The 21426-nt window shown below is 63.1% G+C and carries 16 protein-coding genes; 12 read left to right on the top strand and 4 right to left on the bottom strand.

Annotation, left to right across the window (positions count from 1 at the left end; all coding sequences use genetic code 11):
* The first annotated feature begins 1 nt into the window (after position 1).
* The 7 genes from lpxB (at position 2) to ACTJKQ_RS20790 (ending at position 8383) form a co-directional block, all read left to right on the top strand.
* A complete protein-coding gene (gene lpxB, locus ACTJKQ_RS20820; RefSeq protein ID WP_260666978.1) occupies positions 2-1165 on the top strand; it encodes a lipid-A-disaccharide synthase in 1164 nt (387 codons plus the stop codon).
* Positions 1131-1763, top strand: coding sequence for a ribonuclease HII (gene rnhB / locus ACTJKQ_RS20815; protein ID WP_056067211.1), 633 nt, complete (start codon positions 1131-1133; stop codon positions 1761-1763). The genes lpxB and rnhB overlap by 35 nt, the downstream gene beginning before the upstream one ends.
* 20 nt (positions 1764-1783) lie before the next feature.
* On the top strand, positions 1784-2557 hold the full coding sequence (locus tag ACTJKQ_RS20810) for a TrmH family RNA methyltransferase (RefSeq protein ID WP_440597947.1): 774 nt from the start codon (positions 1784-1786) through the stop codon (positions 2555-2557).
* Positions 2558-2822: 265 nt separating this feature from the next.
* The gene (gene carA, locus ACTJKQ_RS20805; RefSeq protein WP_056067215.1) at positions 2823-3986 is read left to right on the top strand and encodes a glutamine-hydrolyzing carbamoyl-phosphate synthase small subunit; all 1164 of its coding nucleotides are present in this window, start codon (positions 2823-2825) and stop codon (positions 3984-3986) included.
* On the top strand, positions 3986-7231 hold the full coding sequence (gene carB, locus ACTJKQ_RS20800; protein WP_116749504.1) for a carbamoyl-phosphate synthase large subunit: 3246 nt from the start codon (positions 3986-3988) through the stop codon (positions 7229-7231). Before carA ends, carB begins: the two co-directional genes overlap by 1 nt.
* Before the next feature lie 200 nt (positions 7232-7431).
* Positions 7432-7908 carry a transcription elongation factor GreA gene (gene greA / locus ACTJKQ_RS20795; RefSeq protein ID WP_056067220.1) on the top strand — a complete coding sequence of 159 codons (477 nt, stop codon included), beginning with the start codon at positions 7432-7434 and terminating at the stop codon, positions 7906-7908.
* A 28-nt stretch (positions 7909-7936) separates the two neighbouring features.
* Positions 7937-8383 (top strand): DUF4149 domain-containing protein, encoded by a 447-nt coding sequence (locus ACTJKQ_RS20790; protein ID WP_288852765.1) that lies wholly within the window; start codon positions 7937-7939, stop codon positions 8381-8383.
* A gap of 79 nt (positions 8384-8462) precedes the next feature.
* On the opposite strand, the gene ACTJKQ_RS20785 is transcribed toward ACTJKQ_RS20790, so the two are convergent.
* Positions 8463-9194, bottom strand: a complete 732-nt coding sequence (locus tag ACTJKQ_RS20785) for a glycosyltransferase (protein ID WP_369882150.1) — start codon at positions 9192-9194, stop codon at positions 8463-8465.
* A 44-nt stretch (positions 9195-9238) separates the two neighbouring features.
* Positions 9239-9712 carry a YhbY family RNA-binding protein gene (locus ACTJKQ_RS20780; protein ID WP_056067223.1) on the bottom strand — a complete coding sequence of 158 codons (474 nt, stop codon included), beginning with the start codon at positions 9710-9712 and terminating at the stop codon, positions 9239-9241.
* Positions 9713-9817: 105 nt separating this feature from the next.
* On the opposite strand from ACTJKQ_RS20780, the gene ACTJKQ_RS20775 reads away from it, so the two are divergent.
* From ACTJKQ_RS20775 to glmM, 4 genes are all read left to right on the top strand, one after another.
* Positions 9818-10483, top strand: a complete 666-nt coding sequence (locus ACTJKQ_RS20775) for an RlmE family RNA methyltransferase (RefSeq protein WP_056067225.1) — start codon at positions 9818-9820, stop codon at positions 10481-10483.
* A gap of 171 nt (positions 10484-10654) precedes the next feature.
* Positions 10655-12574 (top strand): ATP-dependent zinc metalloprotease FtsH, encoded by a 1920-nt coding sequence (gene ftsH, locus ACTJKQ_RS20770; RefSeq protein WP_056067227.1) that lies wholly within the window; start codon positions 10655-10657, stop codon positions 12572-12574.
* Between the two features lie 123 nt (positions 12575-12697).
* A complete protein-coding gene (gene folP, locus ACTJKQ_RS20765; RefSeq protein ID WP_056743713.1) occupies positions 12698-13528 on the top strand; it encodes a dihydropteroate synthase in 831 nt (276 codons plus the stop codon).
* A 90-nt stretch (positions 13529-13618) separates the two neighbouring features.
* Positions 13619-14953, top strand: coding sequence for a phosphoglucosamine mutase (glmM, locus tag ACTJKQ_RS20760; RefSeq protein WP_116749507.1), 1335 nt, complete (start codon positions 13619-13621; stop codon positions 14951-14953).
* Between the two features lie 62 nt (positions 14954-15015).
* Here glmM and ACTJKQ_RS20755 read toward each other — a convergent pair whose 3' ends face one another.
* Together ACTJKQ_RS20755 and ACTJKQ_RS20750 are read right to left on the bottom strand one after the other, a co-directional pair.
* The gene (locus tag ACTJKQ_RS20755) at positions 15016-17247 is read right to left on the bottom strand and encodes a sensor domain-containing protein (RefSeq protein WP_121943257.1); all 2232 of its coding nucleotides are present in this window, start codon (positions 17245-17247) and stop codon (positions 15016-15018) included.
* Positions 17248-17435: 188 nt separating this feature from the next.
* Positions 17436-20387: a bifunctional diguanylate cyclase/phosphodiesterase gene (locus ACTJKQ_RS20750; protein ID WP_440597946.1), complete on the bottom strand. Its 2952-nt coding sequence runs from the start codon at positions 20385-20387 to the stop codon at positions 17436-17438.
* A gap of 196 nt (positions 20388-20583) precedes the next feature.
* Between ACTJKQ_RS20750 and ACTJKQ_RS20745 the strand changes: the two genes are divergently transcribed.
* On the top strand, positions 20584-21423 hold the full coding sequence (locus ACTJKQ_RS20745; RefSeq protein ID WP_056067235.1) for a GNAT family N-acetyltransferase: 840 nt from the start codon (positions 20584-20586) through the stop codon (positions 21421-21423).
* Positions 21424-21426 lie beyond the last annotated feature (3 nt).

Here is a 21426-nt window from a genome sequence, read left to right as displayed (position 1 = left end):
GATGGCAGATTCCCCCCGCGTCGCCATGGTGGCGGGCGAGACGTCGGGCGACTTGCTGGCGGGCTTGCTCATCGATGGCATGCAGGCGCATTGGCCCGGGCTGCAATCCAGCGGCATTGGCGGGCCGCAGATGGCGCGCCGCGGTTTTACTGCCTGGTGGCCCAGCGACAAGCTGGCAGTGCACGGCTACAGCATGGAGGTTCTGCGCCGGTTGCGCGAGCTGCTGGGCATTCGCAAACAACTGCGCGAACGCCTGCTCAAGGACCGCCCCGACGTGTTCATCGGCGTGGACGCTCCCGATTTCAACCTGGGACTGGAGGCCGATTTACGCGCTGCGGGCATCAAGACCGTGCATTTCGTGTGCCCGTCCATCTGGGCCTGGCGTGCGGATCGCGTCGACAAGATCCGCCGCAGCGCGGACCATGTGCTGTGCATCTTCCCGTTTGAGCCAGAGCTGCTCGCGCAGCACGGCATTGCCGCCACCTACGTAGGTCACCCGCTGGCGGGCGTGATTCCCATGGTGCCGGACCGTGCAGCAGCGCGTGCGCAATTGGGCCTGAAGGATGAGGACGAAGTCCTGGCCATCCTGCCTGGGAGCCGCTCCTCCGAGATCCAGTACATTGCCCAGCCATTCTTTGAGGCTGCAGCGCTAGTACTTCAAGCGCGACCAGCTATTAAATTGATAGTGCCTGCAGTGCCCGCACTGCGTGATCGCATCGAGCAGTTGGCGCGCGCGTGCGGTCTGGGCGATGCCTTGCAAATCACCACGGGCCAGTCGCACACGGTGCTCGCAGCGTGTGATGCCACGTTGATTGCCAGCGGCACCGCGACGCTGGAGGCCGCGCTCTTCAAGCGGCCCATGGTCATCGGCTACCACATGCACCCGCTCAGCTGGTGGCTCATGCGCCGCAAGCAGTTGCAACCCTGGGTGGGTCTGCCCAACATCCTATGCCGCGAGTTTGTGGTGCCCGAGCTGATCCAGGACGCCGCTACGCCCCAGGCGCTTTGCGCAGCCACGCTGGACTGGCTGGACGCAAAGCGCCAAGATCCCCGAAAAATTGCAGCCCTGGAGCAGCGCTTTACGGCGCTGCACGAGAGCCTGCTGCGCAACACCCCCCAACTGGCTGCCGATGCGATCCAGAAAATCCTCGCTCCCGCTGCCTGAGCAGGCCTGCCTGCCCTGGCACCCGCCCGGCCTCGTGGCTGGCGTGGATGAGGCTGGCCGTGGCCCCCTGGCCGGGCCGGTGGTGGCGGCGGCCGTGATCCTGGACGACCTGCACCCCATTGCTGGCCTGGCCGATTCCAAGAAACTCACGGCCGTGCGGCGCGAGAAGCTCTACGACGAGATCCGCGCCAAGGCCCTGTGCTGCAGCATTGCCGAGGCCAGCGTGGAAGAGATTGACCAGCTCAACATCCTGCAGGCCACGCTGCTGGCCATGCGCCGTGCCGTCATGGGGCTGCGGCTCAAACCGGCCATGGTGCTGGTGGATGGCAACCGGCTGCCCGTGCTGGACGTTCCTGCGGAGGCCATCGTCAAGGGCGATGCGCTGGTGCCTGCCATCTCGGCGGCCTCCATCCTCGCCAAGGTGCACCGCGACCGCTGGTGCGCGCAGGTGCATGACGAGTTTCCGCAGTACGGCTTTGCCGGCCACAAGGGGTACGGTACGGCCGTGCACATGGCAGCCTTGCGCGAGCACGGTGCCTGCATTTACCACCGGCGCTCGTTTGCGCCGGTGGCCCAGAACCTGCGCGCCGGATCATGACCGCGCGCTGAAAATTTGCCATGACCTCCTCGTCCGTGACCGCCATCCATTCCCGCGATAACACCTTCGTCAAGGATTTGCGCCGTTTGGCCCAGGATACGACGGCGTACCGCAAGCAGGGCCGTGTCTGGCTTGAAGGCGATCATTTGTGCCGCGCTGCGCTCGCACGGGGGCTGCGGGCATCGGTGGCGGTGTTTTCGGAGTCTTTTTGGCCGCAAGCGAAGGTGGAATATGCTGGTGCAGCTACAAAATTCATAGTCCTTGCCGATACACTGTTTGCGGACGTGAGCGGGCTGGAGTCGCCCGCCGCGATGGGCTTCATCCTGGACCTGCCCGCACCGGCGTCACTCCGTCCCGATGCCGCCACCGTGGTGCTGGACAGGGTGCAGGACGCGGGCAATGTGGGCTCCATCCTGCGCAGCGCCTCGGCGTTCGGGTTCCGCCAGGTGGCCGCCATCAAGGGAAGTGCCGCGCTGTGGTCGCCCAAGGTCTTGCGGGCTGGCATGGGGGCGCATTTCGCGCTGGACCTGATCGAGGGGCTGGCGCTGGATGATCTTGCCGCGCTGCAGGTGCCGCTGCTGGTCACCAGCTCGCATGCGGGCGACTTCCTGCATCGTGCTGCCTTGCCCTGGCCCTGCGCCTGGGTGATGGGCCACGAAGGGCAGGGCGTCAGCCCGGCTCTGGAAGATAGGGCTTCGTTGCGCATCCGCATCGCCCAGCCCGGTGGCGAGGAGTCGCTGAACGTGGCGGCGGCTGCGGCCATCTGCCTGCACGCGAGCGGAGCAGGGCGCTGAGCCTGCCCGCGCCCGCCGCGGTGCCATGGGCGCTCGGGGTGAGTCTTGGTCCTGCAGCTCATAGACGTTGGTATCAGGGTTATGCAAGGCGTGCATTGCGGAGGTGTCAGCGACGGAAGGTATAATCGGGAGCTTTTCTCGCAACAGCGTCGCCCGACCGCACCCAAAGCAACAACCCATCTGAGAGCAGCCATTGGCACCATCGCGCTTCGAGTGTGCGAGTGGTCTGCAGGCGCCGGGCGACCGTAACCATCCGGAGAACCCAGTGCTTTTGTCTCTCAAGGGAAACTTCCCGCCCGCCATCCTGGCGCTCGCAGACGGCACGGTCTTTATCGGTAACTCGATCGGTGCCACCGGCACCACGGTCGGTGAAGTGGTGTTCAACACCGCCATCACCGGCTACCAGGAAATCCTCACCGACCCCAGCTACTGCCAGCAGATCGTCACCCTGACGTATCCGCACATCGGCAATTACGGCGTCAATGCGGAAGACATCGAAGCCGACAAGGTCCATGCTGCAGGCCTGATCATCAAAGACCTGCCTCTTCTGGCCAGCAACTTCCGATCCACCGAAACGCTTTCGCAGTACCTCGTGCGCGAGAAGACGGTGGCCATTGCCAACATCGACACCCGCAAACTCACCCGCCTGCTGCGCGACAAGGGCGCGCAGAACGGCGCCATCCTGGGCCTGGCGGCTGGTGAGGCTGTGACGCAGGCGCGCATCGACGAAGCCCTGGCGGCTGCCAAGGCCGCGCCCAGCATGAAGGGTCTGGACCTCGCCCAGGTGGTGACCACCCCTGCGACCTATACCTGGGACCAGACCGAGTGGAAGCTGGGCGAAGGCTATGGCACACAGGCTGCCCCGCGCTTCCACGTGGTGGCATACGACTTCGGCGTCAAGAAGAACATCCTGCGCATGCTGGCCGAACGTGGCTGCAAGCTCACCGTGGTGCCCGCCAAGACGCCCGCGGCCGACGTGCTGGCCATGAAGCCGGACGGTGTGTTCCTGTCCAACGGCCCTGGCGACCCAGAGCCCTGCGACTACGCCATCGAAGCCACCCGCCAGATCGTTGATGCAGGCGTGCCCACCTTCGGCATCTGTCTGGGCCACCAGATCATGGCACTGGCCAGCGGCGCCAAGACCTTCAAGATGGACAACAGCCACCATGGTGCCAACCACCCGGTGAAGGACCTGGACAACGGCCGCGTGAGCATCACCAGCCAAAACCACGGCTTTGCCGTGGACATGGCCTCGCTGCCCGCCACGCTGCGCCCCACGCACATCAGCCTGTTCGACGGCACGCTGCAAGGGCTTGAGCGCACCGACAAGCCTGCGTTCTGCTTCCAGGGCCACCCCGAGGCATCGCCCGGCCCGCACGACATCGCCTACCTGTTTGACCGCTTCACCGCGCTGATGGAGAAGAAATAATGCCAAAGCGCACAGACCTCAAATCGATCCTCATCATTGGTGCTGGCCCGATCATCATCGGCCAGGCCTGCGAGTTCGACTACTCCGGCGTGCAGGCCTGCAAGGCCCTGCGTGAAGAAGGCTACAAGGTCATCCTGATCAACAGCAACCCTGCCACGATCATGACCGACCCGGCCACCGCCGACGTCACCTACATCGAGCCCATCACCTGGCAGACGGTCGAGAAGATCATTGCCAAGGAACGCCCCGACGCCATCCTGCCCACCATGGGCGGCCAGACTGCGCTGAACTGCGCGCTGGACCTGTGGCGCAACGGCGTGCTCGACAAGTACAAGGTCGAGTTGATCGGCGCCACACCCGAAGCCATCGACAAGGCCGAAGACCGCCTAAAGTTCAAGGACGCCATGACCAAGATCGGTCTGGGCTCCGCGCGCTCCGGCATCGCCCACAGCATGGACGAAGCCTGGGCCGTGCAAAAGACCGTGGGTTTCCCCACCGTGATCCGCCCCAGCTTCACGCTGGGCGGTACCGGCGGCGGCATTGCGTACAACCCCGAAGAGTTCGAGACCATCTGCAAGCGCGGCCTGGAAGCCTCGCCCACCAACGAGTTGCTGATTGAAGAGTCGCTGCTCGGCTGGAAGGAGTACGAGATGGAAGTGGTCCGCGACAAGGCGGACAACTGCATCATCATCTGCTCCATCGAGAACCTGGACCCGATGGGCGTGCACACAGGGGACTCGATCACGGTGGCCCCCGCGCAGACGCTGACCGACAAGGAATATCAGATCATGCGCAACGCGTCGCTCGCGGTGCTGCGCGAGATTGGCGTGGACACGGGCGGCTCGAACGTGCAGTTCTCGGTCAACCCGAAGGACGGCCGCATGATCGTTATCGAGATGAACCCGCGCGTGTCGCGTTCGTCGGCGCTGGCCTCCAAGGCCACGGGCTTCCCGATTGCCAAGGTCGCGGCCAAGCTGGCCGTGGGCTACACGCTCGATGAGCTCAAGAACGAAATCACCGGCGGCGCCACGCCTGCCTCGTTCGAGCCTTCGATCGACTACGTGGTCACCAAGATCCCACGTTTTGCGTTCGAGAAATTCCCGACGGCCGACAGCCGCCTGACCACCCAGATGAAGTCTGTGGGCGAGGTCATGGCCATGGGCCGCACCTTCCAGGAGTCCTTCCAGAAAGCCCTGCGCGGTCTGGAAGTGGGCGTGGATGGCATGAACGAAAAGACCCAGGACCGCGAAGTGCTCGAAAAGGAACTGGGCGAGCCCGGTCCCGAGCGCATCTGGTACGTGGGCGACGCGTTTGCCATGGGCCTGTCGGTGGACGAGGTGTACGACCTCACCAAGATCGACAAGTGGTTCCTGGTGCAGATCGAAGAGATCGTGAAAATCGAACTCGAACTCGACCAGCTGGCCGCCGACAAGGGTGATGCGGCATTGGCTACGCTGGATGCCGACACGCTGCGCACGCTCAAGAAGAAGGGTTTCTCCGACCGCCGCCTGGCCAAACTGCTCAAGACCACCGAGAAATCGGTGCGCGAAGCACGCCGCGCGCTGAACGTTCGCCCCGTGTACAAGCGCGTGGACACCTGCGCTGCCGAGTTCGCCACCAACACGGCCTACATGTATTCGACCTACGAGGAAGAGTGCGAAGCTGCGCCGACGGACAAGAAAAAGATCATGGTGCTGGGCGGTGGCCCGAACCGCATCGGCCAGGGCATCGAGTTCGACTACTGCTGCGTGCATGCCGCACTGGCCATGCGCGAGGATGGCTACGAAACCATCATGGTCAACTGCAACCCTGAAACGGTTTCGACCGACTACGACACCTCCGACCGCCTGTACTTCGAGCCGCTGACGCTGGAAGACGTGCTCGAGATCGTGGACAAGGAAAAGCCACACGGTGTGATCGTGCAGTACGGTGGCCAGACGCCGCTCAAGCTGGCACTGGGCCTGGAAGCCGAAGGCGTGCCGATCATCGGCACCAGCCCCGACATGATCGACGCGGCCGAAGACCGCGAGCGTTTCCAGAAGCTGCTGGGCGACCTGGGCCTGCGCCAGCCGCCCAATGCCACGGCGCGTACCGAAGCCGAGGCTTTGGAAAAGGCCGCCACGCTGGGTTACCCCCTGGTGGTGCGTCCTAGCTACGTGCTGGGCGGCCGCGCGATGGAAATCGTGCACGAGCAGCGCGACCTGGAGCGCTACATGCGCGAGGCCGTCAAGGTGAGCAACGACTCGCCCGTGCTGCTGGACCGCTTCCTGAACGACGCCATCGAGTGCGATGTGGATTGCCTGCGCGACCCCGAAGGCAAGACCTTCATCGGTGGCGTGATGGAGCACATCGAACAAGCCGGCGTGCATTCGGGCGACTCGGCCTGCTCGCTGCCGCCGTACTACCTCAAGCAAGCCACGGTGGACGAGCTCAAGCGCCAGTCTGCTGCCATGGCCGAAGGCCTGAACGTGGTGGGCCTGATGAACGTGCAGTTCGCCATTCAGGAAGTGGATGGCAAGGACGTCATCTACGTGCTGGAGGTCAACCCCCGCGCCTCGCGCACGGTGCCGTTTGTCTCCAAGGCCACCGGCATCCAGCTGGCCAAGGTCGCAGCGCGCTGCATGGCGGGCCAGTCGCTGGCTTCGCAGGGCATCACCAAGGAAGTGACACCGCCTTACTTCAGCGTGAAGGAAGCCGTGTTCCCCTTCGTCAAGTTCCCGGGCGTGGACACCATCCTCGGCCCCGAGATGAAGTCCACCGGCGAGGTGATGGGCGTGGGCAAGACCTTTGGGGAAGCGTTCGTGAAGAGCCAGCTGGGCGCGGGCACCAAGCTGCCGACGTCGGGCAAGGTGTTCCTCACCGTGAAGAACAATGACAAGCCCCGTGCGGTGGACATTGCTCGCCAGCTGGTGGCGCTCGGCTTCGACCTGGTGGCGACCAAGGGCACCGCTGCGGCCATCGCCGAGGCGGGCGTCCCGGTAGTGGTGGTCAACAAGGTCACGGAAGGCCGTCCGCACATCGTGGACATGATCAAGAACAATGAGATTGTCATGGTCATCAACACGGTGGAAGAGCGCCGCAATGCGATTGCAGACTCTCGCGCGATCCGCACCTCGTCGCTGCTGGCCCGCGTGACCACCTTCACCACCATCTTTGGTGCCGAGGCGGCCGTCGAGGGCATGAAGTACCTCGACAAACTCGACGTGTATTCCGTGCAGGAACTGCACGCTCAACTGGCTGCCTGACCGGGTTTTTGCGGTGGCTTTTGCCACCGCAAACACGGCATAATTGCAGCCGACTAACACCGCCGCGCGGCAACGTGCGGCGGTTTCCTTTTGTAGATGTGCCACGTGCACCCGCCAGTGTTTTGCGGGGCGCAGCGTGGCGACAGATCGGTGGAAGTGCATTGCACTTTCACCGTTTTGACTTGTGGAGACTCAATCTCATGGCCACCATTCCAATTACCAAGCGCGGCGCCGAAATGCTCAAGGAAGAGCTGCACCGACTCAAGACCGTGGAGCGTCCCGCTGTGATCTCGGCCATTGCCGAAGCGCGTGCGCAGGGCGACCTGAGTGAAAACGCCGATTACGACGCCGCCAAGGACCGCCAGGGCTTTATCGAAGGCCGCATTCAGGAGATCGAGGGCAAGCTCTCGGTGGCCCAGGTCATCGACCCCAGCGCGGTGGATGGTGGCGGCAAGGTGGTGTTTGGTGCCACGGTCGAACTGGAGGACGAAGAGTCGGGCGACACGGTGAAATACCAGATCGTCGGGGAAGACGAGGCGGACCTCAAGCGAGGCCTGATCAATATTTCCAGCCCCATCGCGCGTGCCCTCATTGGCAAGGAGGAGGGCGACACCGCTGAGGTGCAGGCCCCCGGTGGCATCCGCCGCTATGAAGTGGTGGCGGTCAGCTACCAGTGATGGTGTGATGGCAGCTATGTGGCTGGGCATGCGCCCGCGACTTCCCGTTCTGGTGGCGGCCTTGTGGTGGGGCAGTCTCACCACCATCGGCTTTCTGGTGGTGCCGCTGTTGTTCGCCTATCTGCCATCCCCTTCCCTGGCGGGACAGATGGCGGCCCGGCTGTTTGCGGCGCAAACCTGGGTGGCTGTGGTGTGCTGTGTGGTGCTGCTGCTGCTGTCCAGACCTCGGCATGGGGTGACCCAATATCCGTGGGCACGCGCTGCCATGCTGTTCGTTCTGGGCGGCCTGCTGCTGGCGTTGCTCAACCAGTTTGGTGTGGCGCCCCGCATTGTGGCCCGGCAGGACTTGCGTCTGTGGCACAGCGTGGGGACAGTGATGTACGCGGTGCAATGGGGCTGCGCCTTGGCAGTATTCTGGCAAACGCTTCGGCCAGGATCGCACACGGCAGTGGAAGAGCGGTCCGCCAGCGATTGACGGTCAGGCAAGCGACTCGCTGACAGACCTACTGCGGCGTAGACTTTTCTCTTGAGGGCAAGCCTGCCCGCCGCCGCGCCTATTCGTGCCAGTGTTCCGCCACCCAGGTAGCTGGGCGGATGTAGCGGAACCGGCGGTTGCGTCTCCCCGCCAGCGCATCCGGGGGATTGCATTCCCCGTGAAAAATCACGATGCGTGCGCCGTCGGGCACAAACGGAGCGCGCCAGTAATTGGTGGGCCACGGCGGTATCCCGTGGTACTTGAAACTGGGGCACCATGCAGCGGGCCAGTATTGCAGCTTGCCCTGCTTGTGCAAGAAGTCGGACAGGTAGGCCTGTTCGTTGCGAAACTGTGCGCGGATCTCCGCGAAGTGTTCGCGAAAATACGCCAGCACATCAGGATGGGCGCCAAGCTCGAAGCGGTAGACCGACGAGTTTCCCGTGATGCGCCATGGGCGTTTGTAGTCGTGAATGATCAGGAATTCGCCGGGCTGGGTGAAAAAATCATCCAGGCTGCCGGTGACGACCACATCCACGTCCAGAAACAGGGCGGTGCCCCGCAGGCCATGCAAGTCTGCGCTGAACGTGGCCAGCTTGGTCCAGCCCCGCTCGGGAATGCCGGGCGGTAGATCCAGTGCAGGAATGGGCAGGCATTGCACTTCGCTACGGATTCCGGTGCTGTCATCGGTGAGGCAGACAAAACGGAAGTCTCCGCTCAGATGCCGGCGCACCATGGCGTACAGCCGGTTGACGTATTCGGGGCCGTATTTCGTGCCCCATTTCATGCAGAGGATGTGGCGCGTCGGCGCCATGCCGGCAGGTGCTGCAATGGTTGCAGATGCTGCTTCAGCGGTCATCAGTCAGCCTGGCGCTTCTTGATGGATTTTTGCTTGGGCTTGGCGCGCTTGATTTGGCCGCCTGACGTGAGGCGCTGGTTGCCGAGCACACGCAACTGCTTGATCTCGGGGCGCTGACCACCCCGTTTGCTGTACTTCAGCACCTTGACATCGCGTGGGCCGGGCATCCGGTCTTCGTCGATGGTTCGCTCTTTGACAGGCTGGGGTCGCCATAGCACCAGCAGTTTGCCGATGTGCTGAATGGGTGCAGCGTTGAGTTCGGCGGTCAGCTCCTGGTACATCAGCTCGCGCGCCACGCGGTCGTCGTTGAAAACACGCACCTTGATCAGGCCATGGGCGTTGAGGGCGGCGTCGATTTCCTTCTTCACGGCAGGGGTGAGGCCATCGCCGCCGATCAGGACCACGGGGTCCAAGTGGTGGGCATTGGCGCGTTGTTCCCGGCGCTCGGCAGGAGTCAGTTGAATTTGGGGCATACCCGTATTATGTCTGCGGCCCGTGGTGGGGTGACTCCACCTCCCAAGTGCGGCAAGGCTTTCAAGTCACCAGCTACAGCGATTGTCGAGAGACAATACCGCCATATGAAAGTCAAAACTCAGAGCAAGAAGGTGAACAAGGCGTGGCTTAACGACCACGTGAACGACACCTATGTCAAATTGGCACAGAAGGAGGGTTACCGCGCCCGTGCCGCCTACAAGCTCAAGGAGATTGACGAGCAACTGGGCCTCATTAAGCCTGGTTATACGGTGGTCGACCTGGGCTCCACACCGGGGGCGTGGAGCCAGTATCTGCGCAGGCGCATGTCGCCCGCTGGCGCCGCTGCGGGGCAACTCAACGGGGTGATCATTGCGCTGGACATTCTGCCCATGGACCCCATTGAAGGCGTTACCTACTTGAACGGAGACTTTCGCGAGCCTGAGGTGCTGGAGCGCTTGGAGCAGGCGCTCGACGGCCGGGTGGTGGACGTGGTGGTGTCTGACATGGCGCCCAACCTGTCGGGTATCGAGTCGGCCGATGCAGCACGGATTGCGCATTTGGTGGAGTTGGCTGTGGATTTTGCGTGCAACCATTTGAAACCGGAAGGCGCCCTGGTGGTCAAGCTGTTCCATGGCAGCGGATACAGCGATCTGGTCACCCTGTTCAAGCAGACCTTCAAGGTCGTCAAACCCTTGAAACCCAAGGCGTCGCGCGACAAGTCGTCAGAAACCTTCCTGGTGGGCATGGGGCTGAAAAAGCAGCCTGTCTAGACTTGCCTCAGGTCAAGAATCCGTGAACTTTGGCTGCAAAGCCCGTGCTGATTCCATGGGCGTGAGGGGGAATAGAGCTGGTCCCGTGGCTTGAAAGACCTAAAATGGGCCGCACATGCGTGCCATGACGGCAGTGTGTCCGTTTTCTGTTCCCTGCAACTGGAGCCCCGCTTGAACAATCAGTGGTTTTCAAAAATTGCCGTATGGCTGGTCATTGCCATGGTGCTGTTCACGGTGTTCAAGCAGTTTGACACTCGCAGCGGCGCCAGTGCAGGCCACGTCGGGTATTCCGAGTTTCTGGACGAAGTCCGCAACAACCGCATCAAAAGCGCCACCATTCCCGAAGGGCTGAGCGGTGGCGAGATTGTTGCGGTCACCACCGATGATCGCAAGATCCGCACAAACGCTTCGGTGCTGGACCGTGGTCTGGTGGGTGACCTGCTGAATCACAACGTCAAGTTCGACGTGAAGCCTCGTGAGGAAGGCTCCTTGCTCATGACCCTCTTGGTCAGCTGGGGGCCAATGTTGCTGTTGATTGGCGTGTGGGTGTACTTCATGCGCCAGATGCAAGGTGGCGGCAAGGGCGGCGCCTTCAGCTTTGGCAAGAGCAAGGCTCGCATGCTTGACGAGAACAACAACCAGGTCACGTTCGCTGACGTGGCCGGCTGCGACGAGGCCAAGGAAGAAGTCAAGGAAGTGGTGGACTTCCTCAAAGACCCGCAAAAGTTCCAGAAGCTCGGCGGCCGTATTCCCCGTGGCCTGCTGCTGGTGGGGCCTCCCGGTACTGGCAAGACCCTGCTGGCCAAGTCCATCGCTGGCGAAGCCAAGGTGCCGTTCTTCAGCATCTCCGGCTCCGATTTCGTGGAAATGTTCGTTGGCGTGGGCGCGGCGCGCGTGCGCGACATGTTCGACAACGCCAAGAAGAACGCTCCCTGCATCATCTTCATCGATGAAATCGACGCGGTAGGCCGCCAGCGTGGCGCTGGCCTGGGCGGTGGTAACGACGAGCGCGAGCAGACCCTGAACCAAATGCTGGTCGAGATGGACGGCTTTGAAACCAACCTGGGCGTGATCGTCGTGGCAGCCACCAACCGCCCTGACATTCTGGACGCCGCCCTGCTGCGTCCAGGCCGTTTTGACCGCCAGGTGTATGTGACGCTGCCCGACATCCGTGGCCGCGAGCAGATCCTGAACGTGCACATGCGCAAGATCCCGATTGGTCAGGATGTGGCGCCTGGCATCATCGCCCGTGGTACCCCCGGCATGAGTGGTGCCGACTTGGCCAACCTGTGTAATGAAGCCGCCCTGATGGCTGCCCGCCGCAATGCGCGCACCGTGGAGATGCAGGACTTCGAGAAGGCCAAGGACAAGATCCTCATGGGTCCCGAGCGCAAGAGCATGGTCATGCCCGAGGAAGAACGCCGCAACACGGCTTACCACGAGTCAGGCCATGCGCTGATCGGCAAGTTGCTGCCCAAGTGCGACCCCGTGCACAAGGTCACCATCATTCCCCGCGGCCGTGCTCTGGGCGTGACGATGAGCCTGCCCGCACAGGACCGTTACAGCTATGACCGCGAATACATGCTCAACCAGATCAGCATGCTGTTCGGTGGCCGCATTGCCGAAGAAGTGTTCATGAACCAGATGACCACCGGCGCCAGCAACGACTTCGAGCGCGCCACTCACATCGCCCGCGACATGGTCACGCGCTACGGCATGACCGATGCCCTGGGGCCGATGGTTTACGCCGAGAACGAAGGCGAAGTGTTCCTGGGCCGCTCGGTCACCAAGACCACCACCATGAGCGAACAGACCATGGAAAAGGTGGACATGGAAGTGCGCCGCATCATCGATGAGCAGTACAACCTCGCCCGCCGCCTGATCGAAGAGAACAGTGACAAGATGCACGCCATGGCCAAGGCCTTGCTCGAATGGGAAACCATCGATACCGAGCAATTGGACGACATCATGGCGGGCAAGGAACCTCGTCCTCCCAAGGACTGGACGCCACGCACCCCTCCCTCTGGTGGTGATAACTCTAGTGGCGGCACTCCAGCTGTAGCCACGGATACTGCACCGACGGCGGCCTGACCAGGCTCGCGGTCCAGCCGTTTGAACGGGGCCTTGTGCCCCGTTTTTCATGGGGGCCATCGGTTTTTCTTGCGGAATGCTTTGTCGAGCCGCTATTTCGAAATCTGCACGGGTGTGATCGGCATGATCTGGCAAACCTCTCGCTTCGCAATTGACTTGGTCCGTCCCCAGGTCATGGGCATCGTCAACGTCACTCCCGATTCTTTCTCCGATGGTGGGCGCCATGGCTCCACGGCTGCTGCGCTACGGCATTGCGAACAGCTGTTGAAAGAGGGCGCAGATATCCTGGACATCGGTGGTGAGTCCACCCGCCCAGGCAGCCCTGCTGTGCCGCTGGATGAGGAGCTGTCTCGTGTCGTTCCCTTGGTGCGTGAGGCTGTGGCGCTGGGTGTCCCGATTTCGGTGGACACCTACAAGCCGGAGGTCATGCGCGCTGTGTTGGATCTGGGGGCTGACATCGTCAACGACATCTGGGCCCTGCGGCAGCCAGGAGCTGCGGCAGCGGTGGCTGCGCACCCGCAGTGTGGTGTGTGCCTGATGCATATGCACCGCGACCCGCAGACCATGCAGCAGGCGCCTATGGGGGGAGATGTGGTGCCCCAGGTGCTATCATTTTTGCAGCTGCAGGCGCATAATCTACTAGCGCTTGGGGTCGAAAAGGCTCGTATCCTGCTGGATGCGGGCATTGGGTTCGGCAAAACGGTGGAACAGAACTTTGCGTTGCTGGCACGACAGTCCGAGCTCTTGGCTGCTGGCTACCCGCTGCTGGCGGGATGGTCGCGCAAGTCATCGCTGGGCACGATCACCGGGCTGGAGGTGAGCCAACGCATGGTACCCAGTGTGGCCGCCGCCTTGCTCGCGGTGGAGCGGGGCGCGTCGGTAGTGCGTGTGCACGATGTACGCGAGACGGTGGCGGCACTGGCAGTGTGGTCTGCGATGCAGCGATCTGGCTGAGGGGCCAGTGATTCGAGAGCAGGTAGTGGGGCGCCAAGTCCTCGCCTTTGACAACAACATACTGAGATCCGTACGAGGAGACGCCAGAACATGACACGCCAATACTTTGGAACCGACGGCATCCGCGGCACCGTGGGGCAGCCGCCCATCACACCGGATTTCGTGCTGCGCCTTGCCCATGCTGTGGGTCGCGTTTTACGCCGCACGGAAGAGCGGCCCACAGTGTTGATCGGCAAGGACACCCGCATCTCTGGCTACATGCTTGAAAGCGCGCTGGAGTCTGGCTTCAACTCGGCAGGGGTGGATGTGGTGCTGCTGGGGCCGTTGCCCACGCCAGGCGTGGCTTACCTGACCCGCGCCCAGCGCGCCAGTCTGGGCGTAGTCATCAGCGCCAGCCATAACGCCTACCCTGACAACGGTATCAAGTTCTTCAGTGCGCAAGGCACCAAGCTGTCGGACGCCTGGGAGCTGGCGGTGGAAGCCGCACTGGCCGAACCACCCGTCTGGGTCGATTCGGCTAGCCTGGGCAAGGCCCGGCGCCTGGATGATGCGGCCGGGCGCTACATCGAGTTTTGCAAGAGCACGTTTCCCCAGGACCTGACGCTCAAGGGCCTGAAGATTGTGGTGGACGCTGCCCACGGAGCCGCCTACCAGGTGGCGCCCAAGGTATTCCACGAGCTGGGTGCGGAAGTGCTGTCGATTGGCTGCGCACCCGATGGCCTCAACATCAACCACGAGGTCGGTGCGACACACCCCGACGCGTTGGTACGCGCTGTGCGCGCGAACCGTGCCGACTATGGCATTGCCCTGGATGGGGATGCAGACCGACTGCAGATTGTGGATGCCACTGGGCGGCTGTACAACGGTGACGAGCTGCTGTACCTGATGGCCGCAGACCGCATGGGCCGTGACGAGCACGTGCCTGGCGTGGTGGGCACGCTGATGACCAACATGGCGGTAGAGGTGGCGCTACTGGCCAAGGGAGTGAAGTTTGTACGCGCCAAGGTCGGTGACCGGTACGTTCTGGAAGAACTGGCGCGCCACCACTGGGTGTTGGGCGGGGAGGGGTCCGGGCATCTGCTGGCCCTGGACCGACACACCACCGGCGACGGTTTGGTCAGTGCCCTGCAGGTGCTGCAGGCTTGTGTGCGCAGTGGCCGCACGCTGGCGCAGCTGCTGGCAGGCATCACGCTCTACCCGCAGGTCTTGCTCAACGTCCGACTGGCGCCAGGGCAGGACTGGAAGGCCAACCGTTTACTGGCAGAGGCCACGCAGGCGGTGGAGCAGCAGTTGGGCTCCTCGGGCCGCGTACTGATCCGCGCCAGTGGGACCGAGCCTCTGCTGCGTGTGATGGTGGAGGCGCGCGACGCGCAGTTGGCCAGCTCTTGCGCTCAGCGCCTGGCCGACGCAGCCCGCGCGGGTTGAGGTCTTGGTCTATCGGCGGAGCGCAGCAGCGTCCGTCGCGCTGGAAGGGGTCTTGAGGCCGCTCAGTGTGCTGGTGTGTGTTGCCGCATGAAGCGTTCCAGCTGCTCCGCGGGCAGTGGCGTGCTGAAGTGGTAGCCCTGCGCTTCGTCGCAACCTTGTTCGTGCAAAAAGGCCAGTTGCCCCTCGGTTTCCACACCTTCGGCGGTAGTACGCATGCCCAGCGCCTGCGCCATGCGGATGATGGCGCTGACGATGGCGCGGTCGTTGCTGTCGTTGCCCAAGTCGCGCACAAAGGATTGATCGATCTTGAGCTTGAAGATCTGGAACCGCTTGAGTTGGCTGAGTGACGAATAGCCCGTGCCGAAGTCGTCCATCGACATCCGCACTCCACGCGCATGCAACTGGTCCATGGTGGCCACCGCCGCATGGGGGTCGTCCACTGCCACCCCCTCCGTCAGCTCCAGTTCCAGCGAATCGGGGGGCAGGTCAAACTCCGCGAGCACCCGGCTCACCAGCTCTGGCAGCTGTGGCTGGCGAAATTGAATGGCTGACAGGTTCACTGCCATCGTGAGTTCGGGAAACCCGCAGCTGCGCCATGCCTTGAGCTGGGCCAGCGCTGTGCGCAGCACCCACTCGCCGATCTGCAGAATCTGGCCGCTGTCTTCGGCGATGGGGATGAACTCTCCCGGCGAAATCGCACCGAGCTGGGGGTGTTGCCAGCGCAGCAGGGCTTCCACACTGCGCACAGTACCCGTGGCCAGGTTCATCTGTGGCTGGTAGTGCAGGTGGAACTGTTCGCGCTCCAGCGCACGGCGCAATGCGTTTTCGAGCTGCAGGGCCCGTACCGACTGGGCCTGCATCTCGGGGGTAAAGAAGCGAAAGGTGTTGCGTCCGTCCAGCTTGGCGCGGTACATGGCCACGTCTGCCGACTGGGTCAAAGTATCGAAATCGTGTCCGTCCTGGGGGAACAGCGCAATGCCCATCGACGGGGCCATGGTCAGCTCGTGGTGATCGATCTGGTACGGCTGACGGGATGCCTCCTGCAACTTGCTGGCGACACGGGCTGCACCCCGTGCATCGGCGCCTGGCAAAAGCAGGATGAACTCATCCCCTCCGAGGCGCGACACCGTGTCCTTGTCGCGCACCACCGCACGCAGGCGCTTGGCAATTTCGACCAGCAGCACATCGCCCACCCGGTGGCCCAGAGAGTCGTTCACATGCTTGAAGTGATCCAGGTCCAGGAAGATGACGGCCAGCGGCGTCTGGTTCTCCTGCGCCACCCGAATGGCCTGCTGCGCACGTTCTGCCAGCAGGGCTCGGTTGGGCAGACCGGTCAACGCATCGTAGTGGGCCAACCAGTAAATGCGCTCCTGGTCGGCCTTGCGGTCATTGATTTCACGGTGCAGGTTTTCCACTGTCTCTCGCAGCTCGCGCGTGCGGTCTTGCACCTGCCGCTCCAGCTCCTCATGGGCCTGGGCCAGCACCGCCTGCGCGCGTTTGCGGTCGGTGATGTCCATGGTGATCCAGATGGTCCCCTGGGCAGGATCGGCGGGATCGATGCATTTGCTGCGCACTTCGCAAATCACAGGGGTGCCGTCCTTACGGCATAGCTCCACCTCGCCCTCGTACGACTGTCCGGCCACCAGCGAGGGGTAGCAGCGGTCGCCCACTTCTTGCCAGGCAGCATCGCTGGCGTACCAGCGACGCGACGAGCTGCCCATGAGTTCGCCCGGCTCAAAGCCCAGCATCTGTTCAAAATGGTGGTTGCAGCGGGTCAGATGCCGGTCTCGCAGAAAGACGATGCCGACCATCGCGCTGTCAAACAGCAATTGCTTTTCCCGCACAGCGGCATTCAGCGCGGCGTGGGCACGCTTTTGCTCATCGATGTCGTCCACGATCCAGATCGAGCCTTCTCCGGTGTCGTGCGGGTTGATCAGGCGCCCCGTGAGGCTGCCCCAGAACAGTGTGCCGTCCTGGCGACGCAACTGGCGTTCAATCCGGAATGACTGCCCTTGGGCCAGCGCGGGATAAGCCGTGCGCCCGAGGTCGCGGAATGCATCCCGGTCTGGATAGAAGGCTTCGGTGTTGAGCCCTACCAAGTGGGCGGGGCTGGCATACCCAAAGATTTCGGCATACCGCTGGTTGCATCGCACCACGCTGCGCTGGCGCAGGAACACGATACCCACTCCGGCGCTGTCCAGGAGGGTTTGTTGTTCACGCAAGGTGCGTTGCAGGGGGGTGTCAGGGGGCACTCCGGCGCGCTGCGAGGGCGGAGTGCTGAACAGCGAATACATAAGACCAGAACAGGCGGCAGGGCCAGATGGCCTCAGAAAATTGTGCCAAAGTGTAGCAGCGGCAGCTTACACGCCGTTTGAGGGTATGCCTCAGGTACAGCGCTGCCGGTTCTGCCGTACGGCTGATGCAAGTGCAGTCGCCAGGAGCTCTGGCGCGAGAGGGTGCAGAGACACGTTGCCCGGCTTTTTTAGCGTCCCAAGTGTTCCCGCAGATAGGCCTCAAAGGCATCGGCTGCCAGGGGGCGACTGAACAGGTAACCCTGGCCTTCGTCGCAGCCCTGCGCGCGCAGAAACTCCAGCTGGCCATCGGTCTCCACCCCCTCGGCGGTCGTCTGCATGCCCAAGGCCTGCGCCATGCGGATGATGGCGCTGACAATGGCCCGGTCATTGGCGTCGTCGTCCAGGTCGCGCACAAACGACTGGTCGATCTTGAGCTTGTAGATCTGGAAGCGCTTAAGGTAGCTCAACGACGAATATCCCGTGCCAAAGTCATCCATCGAAAGCCGCACGCCCCGGTCGTGCAATTGGTCCATCATGGCCAGTGCAGCAGCGGGGTCGTCTACCGCAGCCCCCTCGGTCAGCTCCAGCTCCAGCCGACGCGCAGGCAGTCCGGCTTGTTGCAGGCAGCGTGTCACCATCTCGGGCAACTGGGGGTGGCGGAACTGCACCGCCGACAGATTGACTGACACAGCCCGCAGTGGCAATTGCAGGTCCAGCCAGCGCTTGGCATCATGCACGGCAGTGTTCAGCACCCACTCGCCAATTGCGACGATCATGCCGCTGCTTTCTGCCACAGGGATGAACTCCGCTGGGGACACCATGCCCAGCTCGGGGTGGCTCCAGCGCAGCAGCGCCTCGGCACCGACCACTTGGCGCGTGGTGAGTGACACCTGGGGTTGGTAGTGCAGCTCGAACTGGTTGCGTTCCAGTGCCCGGCGCAGTGCGTTTTCGATCTGCAAGGCTCGGGCGGTCCGTGCCTCCAGGTCGGCGGTGAAAAAGCCAAAGCGGTTGCGCCCGCTTTGCTTGGCACGGTACATGGCGGCATCAGCGCGCTGGTACAGGGTGTCGAACGAGTCTCCGTCCGCCGGATACATGGCAATGCCTACGGACAGGGTGGTGGTGAGTTCGTAAGGCTCCACCTGAAACGGTTGCGCCACGGCCATCAGCAAACGGTTGGCTACGTCGGCCGCTTGCAGGGCCGAGGCAGCGGGTAGCAGCAGCAAAAATTCATCCCCTCCCAGGCGCGATACGGTGTCCTGTGCGCCCAGAAGGGACTCCAGCCGTCGCGCTACTGCCACCAGCAGGATGTCGCCAATGCGGTGCCCCAGCGAGTCGTTGACGTTCTTGAAGTGGTCCAGGTCCAGGAACAGCAAGGCCAGCGTTCCGCCCCGCGTTTGCTCTTGTTCGATGTGGCGTTGGGCGCGCTCTGCCAGGAGCGCACGGTTGGGCAGGTCAGTGAGGGGGTCGAAATGCGCGAGGCGCTGGATGCGGTCCTGAGCCTCGCGTTGCTGGGTGATGTCGCGGAACAGCGTGATGGAGTGGGTGGTGCTGCCATTGCCATCGCGCACGCGGCTGACGGACAGCCACTGGGGGTAGGTCGATCCGTCCTTGCGGCGGCCCCAGGCTTCGCCTTCCCAGTGCCCTTCTTTGGTGAGATGGGCGTACACCAGGTCGGCGTCGAAGTCTCGGGTGGACTCTGCCACCGTGAGCAGGCGCATCGACTGACCTACGGCCTCCGCTTCGGAGTAGCCAGTGATGCGGCTGAATGCCCGGTTGATGCGCACGATGGTCTGGGCTGCGTCGGCAATCACGATGGCCTCGCCGCTCTGGTCAAACACCTGGGCCGTCAACTGCAGTTGTTCTTGCGACCGCTTGCGTTCAGAAATGTCGCGGGACAGCACGATGAACCTGGGTTTTCCTCCCGCTGATCCCGCCTTGCGGGCCGCAGAAAGTTCGAACCAGGTGGCCCCCAGGCCAGGCAGGTCCAGCATGATCTGGCGTCCAGTGGACCATCCCTGGGATTGCGCTTCATTGAGCACATCCATCACCGTCAGTGCAGCCAGGGCAGGTAACACCTCGGTGACATAGCGGCCGATCAATTGCTCAGCAGGGCCCATGAGCAACTCGGCACGAGGGCTGTGCACGCTGCAATAGCGGCCGTCCTGGTCGATTTCAAACAACGGATCGGGAATTGCATCGATGGTGGCGCGCAGCTGCTGCTGTGTGGCCTGGATCTCGGAGGTCCGCTGGGCCACCTGTGTCGCCAGACCGCGCTCGTGCGCCTTCAATTCGACGAGCAAGCGCGCCAGGTAGCCCATCAGCAACGCAAACAGCAAGCCCAAGGCACAGCGCAGAGCCAGCACATCTGGCGCGCCCCATCCCTTGGCGGGTGTCAGGCTGAGCGTCCACTGGCCATTAGGCAGGGTCAGGGACCGGCCAACAGCGTCACCGGTGGGCGGAGGGTCAGACATCGCGATGGTCTGCTCCTGGTTGTTATCCGGGCGGACACGCCACAATCGATAGTGAAAACCCCGTTCCTTGAGCTGGGGCAGCCGGGCGGTGGCCAGCACGTCGGGCAGACGGATGGTGACATAAGTAAAACCCCAGAAGCTCCGGCGCCCCAGGTCATCTTCTAGGTACACCGGTTGGCGCCCCACGACGCCCAGGCCGCCCTGGACCAACTCCATGGGCCCCGCCAGCGTCAACACGCCGGACTCGCGGGCGCGGGCTGACTCCGCCCCTTGGCGGGGGTCGTTGAGCTGGTCAAAACCAATCGAATTTTCGTTGCCTGCACGGGGAACAACCTGTTGCACTACCCCTCCAGGGGACAGGCCCATGGCCGCGATGCCCGGGTAGAAAGGCAGCATCTGCACGCCGATTTCTTCGAACTGGGGAACGTTCCCGTGGCCCTGGCGCACCAGCGCCACCAGAGTGTTGTTGGCAGACAGTGCCAACTCGATGGCGCGCTGCAGGGCCTGGACATGATCGCCCGCCACATCGGCGGCTTGGGTGCGCTGCTGCGCACGTTCCTGGCGTTCCAGCGTCCAGATCAAAGCACCAGCGCAGGCGGCTGCCAGCACAAACACAGCCACAAAGGCTGCGATGGGGCTGCGTGTGGGGGGCAGGGCGGGGGACGGCACGGCGGAGTTCCTCAGTCAATTATGCAGGCCATCGGTGAGGGCCCGTGCCAATGGAAAGCGCGCATTGTCATGGCGTTGACACGCCGAAGACATGGGCATGTCATGCGCGGCTTTCACACTCCCAGCCAGGAAAGCGGATTCCCGCTCTGTTTGGAAATTCCAGCTGTGCCCGTTCTTACCGAAGGAGACGTTGTCCATGAACGACCTGCCCACTTTGATGCAGTTGTCCACATCGCCGGAGGCTACAGGTACCGGTATTGTTCAGCCTTCTGGTGTTGTGCCGGGTGCTGTGCATGCTATCCCGGCGCGTGGTGCTATCGAGGTGACTTGGGCCAGGCATCTGGATGAGGTCCGTGAGGCACAGCGCTTGCGGTTTGAGGTGTTCGCGGCAGAGATGGGCGCTCGATTGACGACCCCCATTCCTGGCCACGACGTGGACCTGTTTGACGACTATTGCGAGCATCTTCTGGTGCGCGACGCTCCGAGCCAGCAAGTCATTGGGACTTACCGGGTGCTGACGCCCGCGCAGGCCAAGCGGGTGGGCGGAACTTACAGCGACACCGAATTCGACTTGACGCGCTTGCGCACGCTGCGCCCGCGCATGGTGGAGCTGGGCCGCAGCTGTGTGCATCCCGACCACCGCCACGGCGGCGTGATCATGGCGCTGTGGAGCGCGCTGGCGGACTTCATGGTGCGCAACGAACTCGACACGATGATCGGCTGTGCCAGCATTCCCATGCTTCACAATGGCGTGGTTAGCGGCGACGCTGCGGCCAGCATCTGGCAGCAAGTGCGAAAGACCCATCTGGCACCCATCGAATACCACGTGCTGCCGCGCCTGCCGTTGCCCGTGGAGCATCTGGACGGATCCATTGCCGTGGACCCACCGGCCTTGATCAAAGGCTATCTGCGACTGGGCGCCCGTGTACTGGGTGCACCGGCGTGGGATCCGGACTTCAATACCGCCGACCTGCCCATGCTGATGCGGCTGGCCGACCTGCATCCCCGCTACCGCAAGCATTTTCTGGGGGCCTGACCG

The sequence above is a fragment of the Acidovorax sp. 22279 genome (genome assembly GCF_052045435.1).
Classification (GTDB): domain Bacteria; phylum Pseudomonadota; class Gammaproteobacteria; order Burkholderiales; family Burkholderiaceae_C; genus Acidovorax; species Acidovorax delafieldii.
Note: the sequence above shows the minus strand (reverse complement) of the source record. Positions and strands in the feature narration are given on the sequence as shown.